The sequence below is a fragment of the Dyella sp. genome, from assembly GCF_036384435.1.
In the GTDB taxonomy this organism is placed as follows: domain Bacteria; phylum Pseudomonadota; class Gammaproteobacteria; order Xanthomonadales; family Rhodanobacteraceae; genus GSA-30.
This window is the reverse complement of sequence record NZ_DASVMI010000031.1, coordinates 20050-38172: the sequence shown is the minus strand read 5'-3', so window position 1 is coordinate 38172 and position 18123 is coordinate 20050. Positions and strand designations below refer to the sequence as shown.

At 61.8% G+C, this 18123-nt stretch carries 16 protein-coding genes and 1 rRNA gene; 16 read left to right on the top strand and 1 reads right to left on the bottom strand.

Annotated features, from left to right (window positions below; genetic code table 11):
- The 9 genes from rrf to glpK all read left to right on the top strand — a co-directional run.
- A 5S ribosomal RNA gene (rrf, locus tag VF436_RS21785) occupies positions 1-83 on the top strand; the annotation flags it as partial.
- Positions 84-299: 216 nt separating this feature from the next.
- Positions 300-749, top strand: coding sequence for a hypothetical protein (locus VF436_RS03085; protein ID WP_330902514.1), 450 nt, complete (start codon positions 300-302; stop codon positions 747-749).
- A 210-nt stretch (positions 750-959) separates the two neighbouring features.
- Entirely contained in the window at positions 960-2171 is a 1212-nt protein-coding gene (gene fabV, locus VF436_RS03080) for an enoyl-ACP reductase FabV (protein WP_330902513.1), read from the top strand.
- Positions 2172-2324: 153 nt separating this feature from the next.
- Complete coding sequence (locus VF436_RS03075) at positions 2325-2927, top strand: HAD family hydrolase (RefSeq protein WP_330902512.1); 603 nt, start codon at positions 2325-2327, stop codon at positions 2925-2927.
- A 57-nt stretch (positions 2928-2984) separates the two neighbouring features.
- Complete coding sequence (locus VF436_RS03070; RefSeq protein WP_330902511.1) at positions 2985-3545, top strand: TIGR00645 family protein; 561 nt, start codon at positions 2985-2987, stop codon at positions 3543-3545.
- A gap of 54 nt (positions 3546-3599) precedes the next feature.
- Complete coding sequence (locus tag VF436_RS03065; RefSeq protein WP_330902510.1) at positions 3600-4376, top strand: DeoR family transcriptional regulator; 777 nt, start codon at positions 3600-3602, stop codon at positions 4374-4376.
- Between the two features lie 390 nt (positions 4377-4766).
- A complete protein-coding gene (gene glpD, locus VF436_RS03060; protein WP_330902509.1) occupies positions 4767-6272 on the top strand; it encodes a glycerol-3-phosphate dehydrogenase in 1506 nt (501 codons plus the stop codon).
- A gap of 44 nt (positions 6273-6316) precedes the next feature.
- Positions 6317-7153: an MIP/aquaporin family protein gene (locus VF436_RS03055; RefSeq protein WP_330902508.1), complete on the top strand. Its 837-nt coding sequence runs from the start codon at positions 6317-6319 to the stop codon at positions 7151-7153.
- A gap of 8 nt (positions 7154-7161) precedes the next feature.
- Entirely contained in the window at positions 7162-8658 is a 1497-nt protein-coding gene (glpK, locus tag VF436_RS03050) for a glycerol kinase GlpK (protein ID WP_330902507.1), read from the top strand.
- 198 nt (positions 8659-8856) lie between these two features.
- On the opposite strand, the gene VF436_RS03045 is transcribed toward glpK, so the two are convergent.
- Positions 8857-9792 (bottom strand): carbohydrate kinase family protein, encoded by a 936-nt coding sequence (locus VF436_RS03045; RefSeq protein WP_330902506.1) that lies wholly within the window; start codon positions 9790-9792, stop codon positions 8857-8859.
- A gap of 273 nt (positions 9793-10065) precedes the next feature.
- On the opposite strand from VF436_RS03045, the gene VF436_RS03040 reads away from it, so the two are divergent.
- The 7 genes from VF436_RS03040 (at position 10066) to VF436_RS03010 (ending at position 18038) form a co-directional block, all read left to right on the top strand.
- A complete protein-coding gene (locus VF436_RS03040; RefSeq protein WP_330902505.1) occupies positions 10066-11112 on the top strand; it encodes a rod shape-determining protein in 1047 nt (348 codons plus the stop codon).
- Between the two features lie 163 nt (positions 11113-11275).
- Positions 11276-12253, top strand: a complete 978-nt coding sequence (mreC, locus tag VF436_RS03035; RefSeq protein WP_330902504.1) for a rod shape-determining protein MreC — start codon at positions 11276-11278, stop codon at positions 12251-12253.
- A complete protein-coding gene (gene mreD, locus VF436_RS03030; protein WP_330902503.1) occupies positions 12250-12741 on the top strand; it encodes a rod shape-determining protein MreD in 492 nt (163 codons plus the stop codon). Before mreC ends, mreD begins: the two co-directional genes overlap by 4 nt.
- Positions 12742-12746: 5 nt before the next feature.
- Positions 12747-14723, top strand: a complete 1977-nt coding sequence (gene mrdA / locus VF436_RS03025) for a penicillin-binding protein 2 (protein ID WP_330902502.1) — start codon at positions 12747-12749, stop codon at positions 14721-14723.
- Positions 14720-15835, top strand: a complete 1116-nt coding sequence (rodA, locus tag VF436_RS03020; RefSeq protein ID WP_330902501.1) for a rod shape-determining protein RodA — start codon at positions 14720-14722, stop codon at positions 15833-15835. The genes mrdA and rodA overlap by 4 nt, the downstream gene beginning before the upstream one ends.
- 293 nt (positions 15836-16128) lie before the next feature.
- On the top strand, positions 16129-17115 hold the full coding sequence (gene mltB, locus VF436_RS03015; RefSeq protein WP_330902500.1) for a lytic murein transglycosylase B: 987 nt from the start codon (positions 16129-16131) through the stop codon (positions 17113-17115).
- Positions 17115-18038 carry a septal ring lytic transglycosylase RlpA family protein gene (locus VF436_RS03010; RefSeq protein ID WP_330902499.1) on the top strand — a complete coding sequence of 308 codons (924 nt, stop codon included), beginning with the start codon at positions 17115-17117 and terminating at the stop codon, positions 18036-18038. The genes mltB and VF436_RS03010 overlap by 1 nt, the downstream gene beginning before the upstream one ends.
- Positions 18039-18123 lie beyond the last annotated feature (85 nt).

Genomic DNA, 18123 nt, shown 5'->3' with positions numbered 1-18123 from the left:
TCCCATCCCGAACTCGGAAGTGAAACGCAGCTGCGCCGATGGTAGTGTGGCATTGCCCATGCAAGAGTAGGTCACCGCCAGGGGCTTCATCCTAAAAACCCTCACCGATATCGGTGGGGGTTTTTTCTTGGGCGTGATTGGGCGGTGCGCGGCGCAGCCGCGCGCTGCAAAACACGCCATCGGCACCCCGCGCCGCTCGCTTCCCGACTGAAGTCGCTCCCACGTCGCTCTTACTAGGCGCGAACGTCCTGGCGCAGAATGCGACTAGGTCCGCCTACATCGATACAAAGGATATTCGTATGCGATCCATGATATTCCCATGGTTTTCCGCAGTGGCATCGGGCGCTCTCGTCGTGATGTTCTCGCCATCTGCGCTTTCGATGCCACAGGCATCCGTGCGTGACGTGGCAGAACATCTTGATGTGCTGTCTTTTCCCAATTCGCTTCGGCCGCTCCACCGGGAGCATGCCCACCAATTCAAGGATTACGGCTTCAATCATTTCGAAAACAAGAACCATGGACGCGGTGCAGGCTCTTTCGAAGACGATGGAACGTGGTATTTCGAAGTCGACCTGATCGCTGATCAAGGGCCTCGAAAATTGATTTGCGTCCGCGATGAAGCCGTCAACGGCGGGACTTATCATTCGAGCGCACCGTATGAGGTCATGCTGGGCAAGGACGGTCTTTACCACGTCACCCCTCGCCAGCTTGAGCCTATCGCGGACTGCCCCGAAAGCCCCGTACCCTAAAAATGCGCTGACCCGCTGTAATAACGCCATGCGCGTACATTCCCAGCCGCCGAATGTGCGAAGGCGACCCGAAAATTGTCTTCCAAATGAATAGGCTAGACACCCCTTCACGGGCGCCCCCGTGTGGCCGAGCCTGCCAGCCTCCCTACGGAGGCGCATGGCCGCCGGCACGATTAGAATATGTATCTTGTCGAACCATAAGGCTCATTCGTGATCATCAATCCCAAGATCCGCGGCTTCATCTGCACCACGGCACATCCGGTCGGCTGCGAACAGAACGTGCTCGAGCAAATCGGTATTACCAAGGCAGCCGGTGTATCGGCCAAAGGGCCCAAGCGCGTGCTGGTGATTGGTGCCTCCACGGGTTACGGGCTGGCTTCGCGCATCACGGCGGCCTTTGGTTACGGCGCCGCAACGCTTGGCGTGTTTTTTGAAAAGCCTTCCAGCGAAACCAAGACCGGCACCGCCGGTTGGTACAACTCCGCCGCTTTCGACAAGCTGGCCAAGCAAGCCGGCCTTTACAGTCGTTCGATCAACGGCGACGCGTTCTCTGATGAAACGCGAGCGCGTGCGATCGACATGATCAAGCAGGAAATGGACGGCCAAGTCGATCTGGTTGTCTATTCTTTGGCTTCACCTGTGCGCAAATTGCCAGGCACGAACGAGGTGGTGCGTTCCTCGCTCAAGACCATCGGGGAGACCTTTACGGCATCCTCGGTCGATACCAATTCCGACAAGGTCGTGCAGGTTTCTGTCGAACCGGCGACCGAGCAGGAAATCGCCAATACCGTCAAGGTGATGGGCGGTGAAGACTGGGCGCTATGGATCGATGCATTGACCGCCGCCGGTGTGCTGGCCGATCACGCCAAGACCATTGCCTACAGCTACGTCGGTACCGAGATTACCTGGCCTATCTACTGGCACGGCACCTTGGGCCGGGCCAAGCAGCACCTGGACAACACTGCGCGTGAACTCATTTCACGGCATGCAGACAAGCACCTGCAAGCGTACGTCGGGGTGATGAAGTCCGTTGTCACCCAGGCCAGCGCGGCCATCCCGGTAATCCCGCTCTACGTATCCATGGTCTTTCGCATCATGAAGGAAAAGGGCATCCACGAGGGCACGATCGAGCAGATCAACCGCCTGTTCCATGATCGCCTGTATCGTGAGGATGGCAAGCCTGCCGATACCGATGCGGAAGGGCGTATCCGCCTGGATGATTGGGAGTTGCGCGATGACGTGCAACAGGCCTGCAAGGCCATGTGGCCCACCGTCACCACCGAAAACCTGCAACAGATCACTGACTACGCAAGCTATAAGCAGGAGTTCCAGCGCCTGTTCGGTTTTGCCCGCACCGACGTTGATTACACGGCAGACGTAGAGCCGAATGTTCGCTTTGATGTGGTGGAGATAGGCGCTTAAAGCCCGCGCCGCCGCAGCCTTCAAGATTGCTCGCCGTACGGGCTGTGACGAGGCAAGGAGAACGCCCCATTTACCAGACCTTTCCTTGCCTCTTACCGCGGCGCAGCGGCCGGCTTCGCGTTTCACCGTTATCCGGCCAGACGGCCTTCTGCCATGAACCTCGCTCTTTTCGATTTTGACGGCACCATCACGACGCGTGAGATGTACCGCGACTTCATCGAAGCCGCTGTGCCTCGCGCGCGGCGTGTCGTCGGCGCCGTGCTATTCGCGCCTTGGGTAGTCGGCTACAAGCTCGGCCTGGTTTCCGGATCGGCCATTCGGGCCGCCGTGGTGCGTTTCGGGTTTCGTGGCGTTGAACAGGTCCATGTGGCCGAGGTCGGGCGTCGGTTTGCACATGACATGCTGCCTGGCGTCCTGCGACCTGAAGTCATGGCGCGTATCCAGTGGCATCGCGACCAGGGTGACCGGATCATCGTGGTGTCCGGTGGCCTGGATCTGTACTTGTCGCATTGGTGCCGGATGCATGGGCTGGAATGGCTCTGCACGTCGCTGGAGGCGCGCCAGGGATATCTGACCGGTCGCCATGAAGGGCGGCAATGTGTTGGTGAGGAAAAGGCACGACGGATACGTCAGGCCCTGGATCTGGACCAATATCCGGTGATCTACGCCTATGGCGATACGCACGAAGACCATGCCATGTTGACCCTTGCTCATCGACGCTATTTCCGGGGCGTGGAAGTCAGTTCGCATTCGTAAGAAATGGTGGCTGCGCTGCTAACATCGACCGCTGTTTTCACGTCTGCGAGCATCTCGATGAATCCGCCGCCCCGTGGTCGCCTAGGCCCCTTGTCCTATCTGATCTTCTCCTCCCGCTGGTTGCAGTTGCCGTTGTACCTCGGCCTGATCGTCGCGCAGGCTATCTACGTTGTGCAGTTCCTGCGCGAGCTCTGGCATCTGATCGATACCTCCCTGTTCGGTCACATGGACATGACCAGCGGCGAATCGGCGGAGGCGACGATCATGCTTACGGTGCTTGGCCTGATCGACGTGGTGATGATTTCCAACCTGCTCGTCATGGTGATCGTCGGCGGTTACGAAACCTTCGTGTCCCGCCTGAAGCTCGACGGCCACCCGGACCAGCCTGAATGGCTTTCGCATGTGAACGCGACCGTGCTGAAGGTAAAACTGGCGATGGCGATTATCGGCATCTCTTCGATCCACCTGCTGGCTACCTTTATCAAGGCCAAGGCGATGGATGGCCAGGTGATCATGTGGCAGATCCTTTTGCATCTGACCTTCGTGGTCTCAGCATTGGCCCTGGCCTGGATGGATCGCATCATGGGACCTGCCGAGGAACACGCCGGGGAAACATGACAGCCGCGCTGCCACGCGTCATGATGGCCGTGCAGCATGGGCATGGGAGCGGCGATGGATCCACGACTTAACAGGCGCCAGGAAGAGCTGGTTGCCATCGTGCAACGCGAGGGCTTTGCTGCGGTGGAACAGCTCGCCACGCATTTTGACGTGGCACCGCAGACGATTCGCCGCGACCTGAATCTGCTCGCCGATCATGGCCTCCTGCGTCGCTATCACGGCGGCGTCGGTGCGCCGTCGAGTGTGGAAAACCTTGCCTATGCCGCGCGACAAGGCCTGCAACTGGCCGAAAAGGAGCGCATTGCTGCGTCCATCGCCAGCCAGATTCCCGATGGCGCATCGTTGTTCATCAACCTGGGCACCACGAATGAGGTGGTCGGCCGAGCCTTGCTCGATCATCGCGGCCTGCGCGTCATCACCAACAATCTCAATATCGCCATCGTGCTCAGCGACAATCCGTCCTTCGAAGTCATCGTGGCCGGTGGCGTAGTGCGTGGACGCGATCATGGTGTCACCGGCGAAGCGACGATCGAACTGGTTCGCCAGTTCAAAGTCGATTACGGGATCATCGGCATCTCCGGCATTGAACTCGATGGCACCTTGCTGGATTTCGACTACCACGAAGTACGCGTCGCGCAGGCGATCATCGAACACTCGCGGCAAGTGTTCCTGGGCGCCGACCATAGCAAGATCGGTCGCAATGCCATGGTGCGCCTGGGTGATTTTTCGCGCGTGGACGCGTGGTTCACCGATCGCCAGCCGCCGGGCGAGCTCGTCGACGTGCTCGATCGATCCGGCACCGAACTCCACGTCGCTCCCTCTGCGCCGTAGGAGCGACTTCAGTCGCGAAAAGCGATTCGCGACTTAGGTCGCGCATCGGCGCCTGGAAGCCTCCATCAGCAAGCAGGTTGCAGTTGGCATCGCGATAAAAATACGAGGCAACGTCATTGGTGGCGAGGCGCGGTTTGGAGGCCAAGGCGCCAATCCGCGACCGAATCGCAGAGTGAAATGCCCCTGCAAGCAGCCCTTCGCCCGCAACGCTGCACCGCAGCGTGCAATGTTCGTAAATGTGCGAATATGCTCATTTTGGCGCGGGTCTGACGGCCTGCTGATCGTGAAATGTTCGTATATGAGCATTTTGCCTTGCCGAAAGCCTCCTGACTTTCATGCCCAAGGCGCCACTCTCAGCAGCATCGGACCCCTTTGACTCCGGAGTGGGCGATGGTCGAGCGGGTTGATGTGCTGGTGGTCGGTGGGGGCGTGAATGGCGTCGGCATTGCGCGCGATGCGGCTGGCCGCGGGCTTTCCGTCTGGTTGTGCGAGCGCGATGACCTGGCTTCGCATACGTCCAGCGCCAGTACCAAGCTGATCCATGGCGGGCTGCGCTATCTGGAGCAATTCGAATTCGCCCTGGTCGGCAAGGCACTGGCCGAGCGCGAGGTGTTGCTGCGTGCCGCGCCACACATCATCTGGCCATTGCGCTTCGTGTTGCCGCATCAGCCGCATCTGCGCCCGGCGTGGATGATCCGCATCGGCTTGTTCCTCTACGACCATCTCGGCCGAGGACGGCGCACCCTGCCGGGCTCGCGCCGCGTGCGCTTCGGCAAGCACGTGACCGGTGAGCCGCTGCGTGACGATTTCAGCGTCGGCTTCGTGTACTCCGATGCCTGGGTGCAGGATGCGCGCCTGGTGGTGCTCAATGCCATGGATGCTGCCCGACGTGGCGCCCAGATTCGTACGCATACGCGCTGCGTGAGCGCGCGCCGCGAGGGTGACGGCTGGGTTGCCGAGTTGGAGCCGCGTGACGGCGAGCGCTATACCGTGCATGCGCGCGCGCTGGTCAATGCGGCGGGTCCCTGGGCGGCCTCGTTTCTCGATGACGTCGCGCACATCAAGCACGACCATTCGCTGCGATTGATCAAGGGCAGCCATATCGTAGTACCCAAGCTCTACGACCATCGTTATGCGTATATTTTCCAGCAACCTGATCGCCGCATCGTGTTTGCCATTCCCTACGAACGTGACTTCACCCTGATTGGCACCACCGACATCGAATACAAGGACGATCCTTCGCATCCGATCATCGGTGATGACGAAACCCGTTATCTGTGCGATGCAGCCAATCGGTATTTCAAGAAACAACTCACGCCGGCCGACGTGGTGTGGAGCTACAGCGGCGTGCGTCCGTTGTTGCAGGACGAAGCAGGCAGTGCATCGGAAGTCACGCGCGATTACCTGCTCGATATCGACCAGCAGGGCGCACCGTTGCTCAATGTCTTCGGCGGCAAGCTCACCACCTTTCGCAAGCTTTCCGAAGAGGCTGTCGATCGACTGGCCCCCTTGCTGGATAACTCGCGTGGCGCCTGGACCGCCGATGCCAAGCCGTTGCCCGGCGGCGGTGAGCGCGATATCGATGAATTGATGAATGACATCCGGGCCAGTCGTCCCTGGTTGTCGGAGACCTTTGCCTGGCGCCTGGTGCATAGCTACGGCACGCGCGCGCGCGATCTCCTGGGCGAGGCTGGCAGCCTTGATGCCCTCGGCCAGCACTTCGGTGCAGATCTCTACCAGGCCGAGGTCGATTATCTGGTTCGTCACGAATGGGCCACCGAGGCAGAGGATATCCTCTGGCGGCGAAGCAAGCTCGGCTTGCGCATCGACAGCGATGGCGTACGCATGCTGGGCGAATACCTGGCCAGCAAGACAAACACAACAACAAGCCATTGAGGCAACCGGCGCGAACCTGCGCGTAACCAGATGGAGAAAGGGCAATGCGGCAGCAAATAGGCGAATTGATATCCGAAGCCTTGGCGATGTTCATCATCATCGCTTTCGGTGATTCCGTGGCGTGCATGTACGTGCTCTATGACCCGAGTCCCTACCAGAATGCCTATTGGGGCGTCTGCATTGCCTGGGGTCTGGCGGTCACGCTGGCGATCTACGCCACTGGCTCGATCTCCGGTACGCATGCCAATCCGGCGGTGACACTCGCGCTCGCGCTGTTCCGCGATTTTCCCTGGAAGAAAGTGTTGCCGTACTGGGTCGCGCAAGTCATCGGCGCGTTTCTGGGCGCGGCGATTGTCTACGTGCTGTTCGGGCCGGTGATCGATCATTACAACCAGACGCACCAGCTCACTCGCGAAGCGGGTGGCGCGGCGGGTGTGTTCTTCACGCACCCAGGCTTGGCCATCACGCCGATGCATGCATTGCTGGACCAGATCATCCTTACTGCTTTCCTGCTGTTTGGCATCTTCGCCATCACCGAGCAGTACAACGAGATGGCGCCTGGCGCCAATTCCGGCGCATTGATCATCGGCCTCCTGGTGGCCACCATCGGTGCATCGATGGGCTACCTGGAGGCCTGGGCGATCAATCCGGCGCGTGATTTCGGCCCGCGCTTGTTTGCCTACTTCGCAGGCTGGGGGCAATCGGCACTGCCATCGCCGGACAACTACTGGTGGGTGCCGATTGTCGGCCCGCTGGTTGGTGGCGTGATCGGCGGCGCGGCCTATCAATATCTCGTGCATCCCTTCCTTCCGGCCCGTCAACGCGCACTTGAAGAAGCGCGCACGGCGGCCGGCAAGTCTTCCACTCAACCCGTGCAGTGAGGCCAGACATGGACAAGCGATATATCCTGGCGATCGATCAGGGCACTACCAGTTCGCGCGCCATGTTGTTCGACCATGACGGCAATGTCGCCGGTGTCGCACAACGCGAGTTTCCGCAGATCTTCCCGCAACCGGGCTGGGTCGAACACAATCCGCGTGAGATCATGACCAGCGTGCTGGTGACGATGACCGAAGTGATCAACAGCGCCGGTATCGATCCCTCGTGCATCGAAGGGATCGGCATCACCAACCAGCGCGAAACCGCGGTGGTGTGGGACAAGAACACCGGCCAGCCGGTGTACAACGCGATTGTCTGGCAGTCACGCCAGACCGCCGAAATATGCGAGAAGCTCAAGGCCGACGGCCACGACGAGATGGTGCGTGGCAAGACCGGCTTGCTGATCGATGCCTATTTTGCGGGCACGAAGGTGCGCTGGATCCTTGACAAGGTCGACGGTGCACAGGAGCGCGCCGAGAAGGGCGAGTTGTTGTTCGGCACGATCGACACCTGGCTGATCTGGAACCTGACGGGCGGCAAGGCGCATGTCACCGATTACACCAATGCCTCGCGTACCCTGATGTACGACATCTACAAGCAACAATGGGATGATGAGTTGCTCAAGATGCTCAACGTACCCAGGGCGATGCTGCCGGAGGTCAAGTCATCCAGCGAGGTTTATGGCAAGACGCTGGCAAAGCATTTCTTCGGGCGCGAAGTGCCCATTGCCGGAGTCGCCGGTGACCAGCAGGCGGCATTGTTTGGCCAGGCCTGTTTCGAGCCGGGCCTGGCAAAGAATACCTACGGCACCGGTTGCTTCATGCTGATGAATACCGGCGAGAAGGCCGTGCCATCGAAGAACGGCCTGCTCACCACCATCGCATGGGGCATTGATGGCAAGGTGGAGTACGCGCTGGAAGGCAGCATCTTCGTTGCCGGTTCCGTCGTGCAATGGTTGCGCGATGGTCTTCGTATGTTGGGCAAGGCGAGCGACTCGCAGGAGTACGCCGAACGTGCGCGCGATAGTGATGGTGTCTATGTCGTGCCGGCTTTTGTCGGGTTGGGAGCGCCATACTGGCGCAGCGATGTGCGTGGCGCGGTGTTCGGCTTGTCGCGCGGCACGTCCAAGGAGCAGTTCATCCGCGCGGCACTTGAGTCGATGGCCTACCAGACACGCGACGTGCTTGAAGCCATGCAGAGCGATTCGGGTATCGAGTTGAAAGAATTGCGCGCCGACGGTGGCGCGATTGCCAACGATTTCATGGCGCAATTCCAGGCCGATATTCTCGATGTGACCTTGCTCAGGCCGAAGGTACAAGAGACAACGGCACAAGGTGCGGCGTATCTGGCCGGCCTGGCCGTGGGCTTCTGGAAGAGTCGGGAAGACATTGCCAAGCGCTGGGCAGTGGATCGCCAGTTCAAGCCATCGATGCAACAGGAAGAACGCGACAAGCTATACGACGGCTGGAAGAAGGCCGTGCAGGCGACGATGGCATTTACGGTGTGAGGTCACGCCCGTGACACCGTAACGCCCTGCGCAGGATCGACTTCGGTCGCGATGCAAGTCGCGACGAGGTCGCGACTTGGAGGTTTTCAGAGCCTCAATCTGCGATTGAGTCGCAGATTGCATCGCGAATGAATTGGCTCCTGCCAAGCCAGGTATGTCGCAGCTTGGACGTTCAGCGGGCGAAACAGGCCATCACGCTCAAAGCGCGTAACCGAACTGCTCTTCGAACGCCGCAGCGAACTCGTCATATGTGAAACGCTGGTTCTGGGTGCCAGGATGCTCAACCTTCAGGGCGCCCATCAGTGAAGCCATACGACCCACGGTCGGCCAATCCTTGCCCTGCATGATGCCGAAGATCAGGCCTGCGCGATAAGCATCGCCGCAGCCAGTCGGATCGACGACCTGACGTTCGCGCGCCGGCGGAATGTCATGAAACGTGCCGTCGGCCAAGTGGATCTGCGAGCCGCGCGGTCCCTTAGTCACGATATAGGCATGCACGCGCTTGGCAATGTCATCAGCGCTCCAACCGGTGCGCGATTGCAACAGTTGCGACTCGTAGTCATTGACGATGACGTACGTCGCCTTTTCGATCATCGAGCGAAATTCCTCGCCGTTGAACAGCGGCATCGCCTGACCCGGATCGAAAATGAAAGGGACGCCGCGCGCGGCAAATTCATCGACGTGCTGCAACATCGCCTCGCGGCTATCCGGCGCGACGATCGCGAAGCTGGCATCAGCGATTTCGCGCACGTGGTTTTCATGCGCGCTCGACATCGCGCCCGGATGGAAAGCCGTGATCTGGTTGTTGTCCAGGTCCGTGGTGATGAAGCATTGCGGCGTGAACTGTTCGTCGTACACGCGCACATGATCCATGCGGATGCCGAACTCTTCCATGTGCTGGCGATACGGCGCGAAGTCCTGGCCCACCGCCGCCACCGGCAATGGATCGGCGCCGAGCAATTTCAGGTTGTACGCGATGTTGCCGGCGCACCCGCCGAACTCGCGGCGCATCCGCGGCACCAGGAACGACACATTCAGGATATGCACCTGATCGGGCAGGATGTGGTTCTTGAACTGGTCCTGGAACACCATGATGGTGTCGTAGGCCAGCGATCCGCAGATAACGGCAGACATGGTGCGAGAGCGCCCCCGAGGCAGGTGGAAGGGAAGATCTTACGATGCCGACAGCCCGGTGACCCCCGGGGCGGCCAAACCCGGCGATAGTACATTTATCCTTTCGCGAGGGCGAATACATGACTTTTTTCTGACCTCGTCATGAGCTCAGAAAACACGCTTATCACCGCGATCCACAAGGGTTTCTTAACGAGATTCTCCTTGCGCGGTGGGGGTTCCCTGACTAGACTGGCGCGCTTACTTTTTAGCCAGCCCCGGGTGTACGGCGACCTCATGTTCAAGAAGTTTCGCGGGATCTTCTCTAACGATATTTCCATCGACCTGGGCACGGCCAACACGCTGATTTACGTCCGCGGTCAGGGCATCGTGCTGAACGAACCGTCGGTCGTGGCCATTCGCCAGGATCGCGGCCCGGGCGGCCCGCGTGCGGTGGCGGCGGTTGGTAGCGACGCGAAGAAGATGCTGGGCCGTACGCCGGGCAATATCGCGACCGTGCGTCCGATGAAGGATGGCGTGATCGCCAACTTCTCCATGACCGAGGCGATGCTGCAGCACTTCATCAAACAGGTGCATCGCTCGCGCTTGCTGCGTCCGAGCCCTCGCGTGCTCGTCTGCGTGCCCTGCGGCTCCACCCAGGTCGAGCGCCGCGCCATCAAGGAGTCGGCCGAAGGCGCCGGTGCCCGCGACGTGTTCCTGATCGAGGAGCCGATGGCGGCGGCGATTGGTGCCGGCATCCCGGTGCATGAAGCCCGTGGCTCGATGGTGCTCGATATCGGTGGTGGCACCTCGGAAGTAGCCGTTATCTCCTTGAACGGCATCGTTTATTCCCAATCGGTACGCGTGGGTGGCGACCGCTTCGACGAGGCGATCATCAACTACGTGCGTCGCAACCACGGCACCCTGATCGGCGAATCCACCGCCGAGCGAATCAAGATGGAAATCGGCTGCGCCTTCCCGCAGACCGACGTGCGCGAGATCGAGATCTCCGGCCGCAACCTGGCCGAGGGCGTGCCGCGCATGTTCACCATCAATTCCAATGAAGTGCTCGAAGCCCTGCATGAGCCGCTGTCGGGCATCGTGGCAGCGGTCAAGTCGGCCCTGGAGCAGACCCCGCCGGAATTGTGCTCGGACGTGGCCGAGCGCGGTATCGTGCTCACGGGTGGTGGCGCGCTGCTGCGTGACCTTGATCGCCTGATCTCCGAGGAGACCGGCCTGCATGTGCAGGTCGCCGAGGAGCCGCTGACCTGCGTGGCGCGTGGCGGCGGCAAGGCGCTGGAGCTGATCGATCAGCATGGTAGCGATTTCTTCGCGCCGGAATAAGCAAAGCGTGGCCCCTCGTGCGAGAGGGGTCGTCATTGCCCTCTCCCGGCCCGGTGAGAGGGTCGGGTAAGGAGCGGTACGTGGCCATGTCGATCGAAAATCCGTCGCGGATCGGCCGCTTCCCTGCCCCTGGCTCTTCACGCAACGCCGGTAGTGCCGTTTCATGGCGCTGACGCGCGAAGACAACTCCCCTCTGTTCGCCGGCAGCGTGGCGGGCACGCTGCGGCTGATCTTCTATCTGGCGTTGGCCATGGTGTTGATGGTGCTCGATCACCGTAACGGGTGGATCTGGCACATCCGCTATTCGATGTCGGTGATCGTGGAGCCGGTCTACAAGCTGGCCGGCCTGCCCGCGGCAGGCATGCGTACCCTGAGCGTGGCCTTTGCCGATCGCAAGCTGTTGACCGAACAGAACCAGCGCCTGCGCGAGGACCTGCTGTTGGCCAATGCCAAGCTCAATCGCATGGCCGCCGTCGCCGAGCAGAACCAGCGCCTGAAGGAGTTGCTCGACACCCAGCACAGCCTGGAGCTGAACGTGCAGCTTGCGCGCGTCATTGGCGTGGATGTGGGTAACTCGCAGCAGCGCCTGGTGGTGAACCTCGGCGCGCGCGACGGTATCAAGCAGGGTCAGGTCGTGATCGACTCGCACGGTGTGATCGGGCAGATCGTGCAGGTATTGCCGACCACCGCCATCGTGATGCTGGTGACCGATCCCAACCATGCCATACCCGTGATGATCGAACGCACCGGCCTGCGTACCGTGGCCTACGGCTCGCGCGAAGGCGACCAGTTGAGCCTGCCCAATGTGCCGCTGGCTGCGGACGTGCGCCAGGGCGACAAGTTGCTGAGTTCCGGCCTTGGCGGGCGCTTTCCGCCCGGTTTCCCGGTAGGCGAGATCCTGAGCATCGGGCAGTCCCAGTCCGGCCTGTTCCTGGAGGCGCGCGCTCGGCCCACGGCGGATATCGATCGTAGCGACGACGTGCTGATCCTGCACGATCAGGCCGAGCCGGACGGGCCGCCGGCCCCGGCCACGCCGATGGGGCCGCCCGCCAGCCTCGCGCCGCCGCCTGACCCGACGCCAGCGGCACCCGCCAGCGTGGCTCCCAGGCCGGCTGCCGGAGCCTCGGTGGTGCGCCCGTGAACAAGCAACGCCTCAGCGCCCTCTGGGTCACCGGCACGCTGGCCTTCGCGCTACTCTCCATGCTGGTGCCTTTGCCCGGCGTATTGCAGCCGTTCAAGCCCTACTGGCCGGCGCTGGTGCTGATCTACTGGGCCCTGGAATCCACCGACCGCGTCAGCCTGGGGCTGGCCTTCATCGTCGGTTTGTGCGCGGACCTGCTCGACGGCCTGCTCCTGGGTGAGCAGGCGCTACGCCTGTGCGCGATCGTCTTCATCGTGCTGCGTTTTCGCTCGCGGCTGCGTTTCTTCCCGATGTGGCAGCAGACGCTGGCCGTGCTGGCATTGCTGCTCAATGATCGTGTTCTGTTGCTGGTCGTGCGCGTGTTCGCCGGCGATTCGTTGCCGCCGGCGACCTGGTGGATGTCGCCCTTCGTGGGAGCTGCGCTCTGGCCGTTCATCTTCCTGCTGCTCGATGACCTGCGGATGCGCCTGCGCATCCAGCAGCAATAGGCGCCATGGCCAGGCGTCGATCGATCAAGGACAATCGCGGCGAAAGCTCGCTGTTCCGCCGTCGCGCGATCGTTGGCTTCCTGCTGATCCTGGTGGGCCTGAGCGCGATGGTCACGCGCTACTGGTACTTGCAGGTGGTGCACCACGAGGAGTTTGTCTCCCGCTCGGAGAGCAACCGCATCAAGCCGCGCGCGATTCCGCCGGCACGCGGATTGATCTACGACCGCAACGGCGTGCTGCTGGCCGACAACGTGCCCGCATTCCGGCTTGAGGTGGTGCCGGACAAGATCACCGACATGAAGGCCATGCTCGATGATCTTGGCACGGTGATTCCGCTGGGCAGCGATGACCTGGACAACTTCCGCAAGCAGCTCAAGCAGAACCGTCGCTTCGACAGCGTGCCGTTGAAGCTGCGCCTCACCGAGGACGAGATTGATCGTTTCGCGGTCAATCGCTGGCGCTTTCCCGGTGTGGACGTCGTGCCTTACCTGACCCGACGCTATCCCCAGGGGGCGCTGTTCGCGCATGTGGTCGGTTATGTCAGCCGCATCGACGCCGACGACCTCAATCGCCTCGACCCCGATCGCTACAAAGGCACCACGCATGTCGGGCGCACCGGCCTGGAACGCTCCTACGAAGACTTGCTGCACGGCACACCAGGCTACGAACTGGTGGAAGTCAACGCCGATGGTCGCGTACAGCAGGTGCTCAAGACCTATCCGCCGGTACCCGGCAAGAACATCTACCTCAGCATCGATTCGAAGTTGCAGCGCACCGTGACGGATGCCTTCGACGGGCGCCCTGGTTCGGCGGTAGCCGTCGATCCGCGCAACGGTCAGGTGCTGGCAATGGTCAGCGTGCCCAGCTATGACCCCAACCTGTTCGTCAACGGCATCAGCCACGCCGATTATTCGGCCTTGACCACCGCGCCGGAAAAACCCCTGCTCAACCGCGCGCTGGTCAGCGCGTATCCGCCCGGCTCGACCGTCAAGCCATTCCTGGCCCTGGGCGGCCTCGAATACGGCGTGCGCCGGCCCGAGGACACCGTGCTTTCGACCGGCCAGTTCTGCATCCCCGGCCAGCAGCGCTGCTATCGCGACGACACGCCGGGCGGCGATGGCGTGGTCAACATGGTGCGCGCGATCCAGAAGTCCACCAACACCTATTTCTACAAGCTCGCACTTGACCTGGGCATCGATCGCCTGAGTACCTGGATGCGCAGTTGGGGCTTTGGCGAACGTACCGGCATCGACCTGGTCGGCGAAGGGCGCGGCATCCTGCCTTCGCGCGAATGGAAGGCCACACGCAGCAAGTCGCCATGGTTCCCTGGCGAAACCATCATCGCCGGCATCGGCCAGGGCTATTGGAACGTCACCACGTTGCAACTGGCGCATGCCACGGCGACGCTGGCCGGTCATGGCATGCCTTATGCGCCCCGGCTGGTCATGGCCACCCAGGATGCCGGTGTGAACGTGCGCCCGGTGCCGCTGCCCAATCCGCCGACTGGGCCGTCGTTGATCAGAAAGCCCAATGACTGGAACACCATCAACCAGGGCATGGAGGCGGTGATCACCGCCGGTACCGGTGCCAAGGTGTTCCAGGGCATGCCGTTCCAGGTGGCGGGCAAGAGCGGTACCGCCGAGCGCTTTTCGCGCAAGAGCGATGCCTACGACAACAACAAGAACAATGCCTATCTGGCGGCTCGCCATCGGGCCTGGTTCATTGCCTACGCACCGACCGACAGCCCCAGGATTGCCATGGCCGCGATGCTTGAAGCCGGCGCGTGGGGTGCCCAGGATGCCGGTCCCATTGTTCGCTCGACCCTGCTGACCTGGCTGCCGCCACACGACAACACCGCGCCGCCACCGGGATCGGAGAGCACGCCCGAGGCGCCGGAAGACACGCCGGTGGCCACGCCGGCCGATACGCCCGCGGTCAGTTCCAGTGCCGCGATGAATGATGACGACGGGGATTCGCCATGAACGAGAACCTGGCCTTTCGCCTGCGCATGCTTGCCCGGCGCGTGTTCACGCGTCCACGCATCGACCTGCCGCTGGCCTTTGGCCTGGTGCTGCTGGCAAGCGTCGGATTGATCACGCTCTACAGCGCTGGTGGCGCCAACATGGCTCTGGTGGTGGGGCAGGCAGGCCGGTTCGTGATGGGTGCCGTGCTGATGATCATCATCTCGCGCATTCCTCCGAACGTGCTGCGCGGCTGGACACCCTGGCTGTATGCCGGCAGCACTTTCCTGCTGCTGGTGGTCGCCGCGCTGGGTGAGGGCAGGGGTGCTTATCGCTGGCTGGACCTGGGCGTCATGCGCTTTCAGCCGTCAGAACTGCTCAAGCTCACCATGCCCATGATGGTGGCCTGGTACCTGCATCCGCGCCAGCTGCCGCCAAGCTGGAAGGACATCATCGTCGTCGGCGCGCTCATCGCCATTCCTGCTGGCCTGATCGCCGAGCAGCCGGACCTCGGTACGGCGCTGCTGGTTGCCGGTGCCGGAGCGTTTGCGTTGTTCCTCTCCGGCATGGCCTGGTGGAAGATCGGCAGCCTGCTGGCAGCGGTCGGTGGCATGATCCCGGTCGCCTGGCACTTCCTGCACGAATACCAGCGCAATCGCGTGCGCACGCTGCTCGATCCCGAATCCGATCCGCTCGGCAACGGCTGGCACATCATCCAGTCGCAGATCGCCGTGGGTTCGGGTGGAACCTTCGGCAAGGGCTGGCAGCATGGCACCCAATCGCGCCTGGACTTCCTGCCCGAGCACACCACCGACTTCATTTTCGCAGTGTTTTCCGAGGAATTCGGTCTCATCGGCGTCATCGGCATCGTCCTGCTGTATGCCTTCATCATTGGCCGTTGCCTGTGGATTGCGATGGAAGCGCGCGAAACCTATTCACGCCTTCTGGCCGGTGCCATCGGCATGAGCTTCTTCGTCTACGTCTTCGTCAATGGCGGCATGGTCTCGGGCATGCTGCCGGTCGTTGGCGTGCCGATGCCACTGGTCAGTTACGGCGGCACGTCGGCGGTGTCGTTGTTGACAGGGTTTGGTGTGCTGATGTCGATTCATGCCAATCGGAAGATGCATGATTAGGAGCGCCGCTTTGCGGCGCGCTTGCCGGCGCGCGTGAGGGCGGCACCGTTGCCGCCTGTGAGGCCGCGCGCTACGCGAGCTGTAAGGAGTAAAGAGAAAAAGCGCACTGGCACGATGCCAGCTCTCTCTTTTTACTCTTTACAGCGAGCGTCAGCGAGCGACTTCACAGGCAGCAACGCTGCCGGCCTCACAGGCAGCGAAGCTGCCGCCCTCACGCGTGCGCCAGCAAGCGCGCCGCAGCGCGGCGCTATCCCATGCTACGCTCCATCAAATAAAAACCAACGAATCACGCCATGAAGTCCCTTGTCCCATTTCGCGCTTTCCTCCTCACCTGCCTGGGCGTTTTCGCTATTCCCGCGTGGGCCGAAACGCACCCTGGGCAGGATCAACTGGTCAGGGAAGTCGTGCGGGACACGGGCAAGGATTCCAAGGCACTTAATGCCCTGCTGGACCAGGCGAAGAAGCAGCAGAGCATTCTCGATGCGATCAGTCGGCCGGCCGAGGCCAAGCCGTGGAAGGACTATCGGCCGATCTTCGTCACCGACAAGCGGGTCAATGACGGCATCGCCTTTTATCGCCAGCATCGCGCGCTGCTGGAGAAGATCGGGCGCGAATATCATGTGCCACCGGAATACATCGTCGCCATCGTTGGCGTGGAAACCATGTACGGCAAGAATGCCGGCAAGTACAAGGTGCTCGATGCGTTGGTGACGCTGGGGTTCTATTACCCGCCGCGCCAGGCGTTCTTCCGGGACCAGCTCAAGGTGTTGCTGGAGTTGCCGCAGAATCATCTCGGTGGCAACCTCGATACCCTGGTCGGCTCCTACGCCGGTGCGCAGGGCTGGGGACAGTTCATGCCGTCGAGTATTCGCGACTTCGCGGTCGATGAAGATCACGATGGCCGCATCGACCTGCATGGATCGCTGCCGGACATCCTCGCCAGCGTGGCCAACTATTTTGCCCAGCACGGCTGGGTCGAAGGGGGGCCGGTGGCCGAACCGGCACAGCCCGATGCACGTCCCAAGCCCATCACGGTGAAGGATTCCACGCCACAGTGGCCGCTGGAACAACTGGAAGCCTGGGGCTATGCGCCGCTGAAAGCCATGAATCCGGGTCAATTGGTCAGCTTGCAGTCACTTGATGGCCCCCATGGCAAGGAATACTGGTTCACGTTCCAGAACTTCTACGTGATCACGCGCTACAACCGCAGCCCGCTGTATGCACTGGCCGTGCATCAGTTGGCCCAGGCCATTGCCGAAGGTGCCAGGAAAACTCCTTGATGAAGCCGCTGCGCGGTCTGGTCGTTCTCATATGCATCGTATGGCTGGCCGGCTGTAGCGGCGGAAAACCCCGTCCCGTGCACGGTGGTTCGTCTTCCTCGCGCACCGGCTCAAGTACGAGTCGTGGCGGAACCGGGAGCGCCTGGCGCGACGACATCAACAAATCCCAAGGCTCGCGCTATCGAGACACCGATGACAGCGTGCCGCAGGGACCGCCGCCGGACCTGAGCAAGCTGGTCGAGCCGGTCCCCAAGAATGAGCCGCGATCCCTGTATGGCAACAAGTCGCCGTATTCGGTGCTGGGGCGCACCTACAGCGTGCTGCCCAGTGCCAATGGTTACGTGGAGCGCGGCATCGCCTCGTTCTACGGCAACAAGTTTCATGGGTACAAGACCTCCAACCTGGAGGACTACGACATGTACAAGTTCAGCGCCGCGCACAAGACGCTACCGATCCCCAGCTATGCGCGCGTGACCAACCTGGAAAACGGCAAGAGCGTGGTGGTGCGCATCAACGACCGCGGCCCGTTCCACGACAATCGCATCATCGACTTGTCGTATGCGGCCGCCGTGAAAATCGGCGTGTGGCCCAAGGGCACCGGCCTGGTCGAAGTGCGCGCGCTGGTGCCTGGCGAGCCGGATACACCGCCGCCGCCGCCGGCCCCTTCGCCATCGAACGGCGTGCCGCAACCGGGCATTTTCCTGCAAGTGGGTGCGTTTTCCGATAGCGCCAACGCCGAGCGTGTCGCCCAGCAGTTGCGCGCCGCGAACTTTGCCCCCGTCCAGGTGATCGATACCCAGGTGAACGGCCGCACGGTGCGTCGTGTACGCCTGGGACCGATCAGCGACGTCGACAAGTCTGACCAGATTACGACTCAGATCGAGACCATGGGCCTGCCCAGGCCGCAGGTCGCGGTAGACTGATGCATTGTGCGCCGCGCTTGTGGTGGGAGCGGCTTGACCGCCAAAGGCGCCGGATCGCAGCGACGAGCCAGGCCGCGATCGCGCT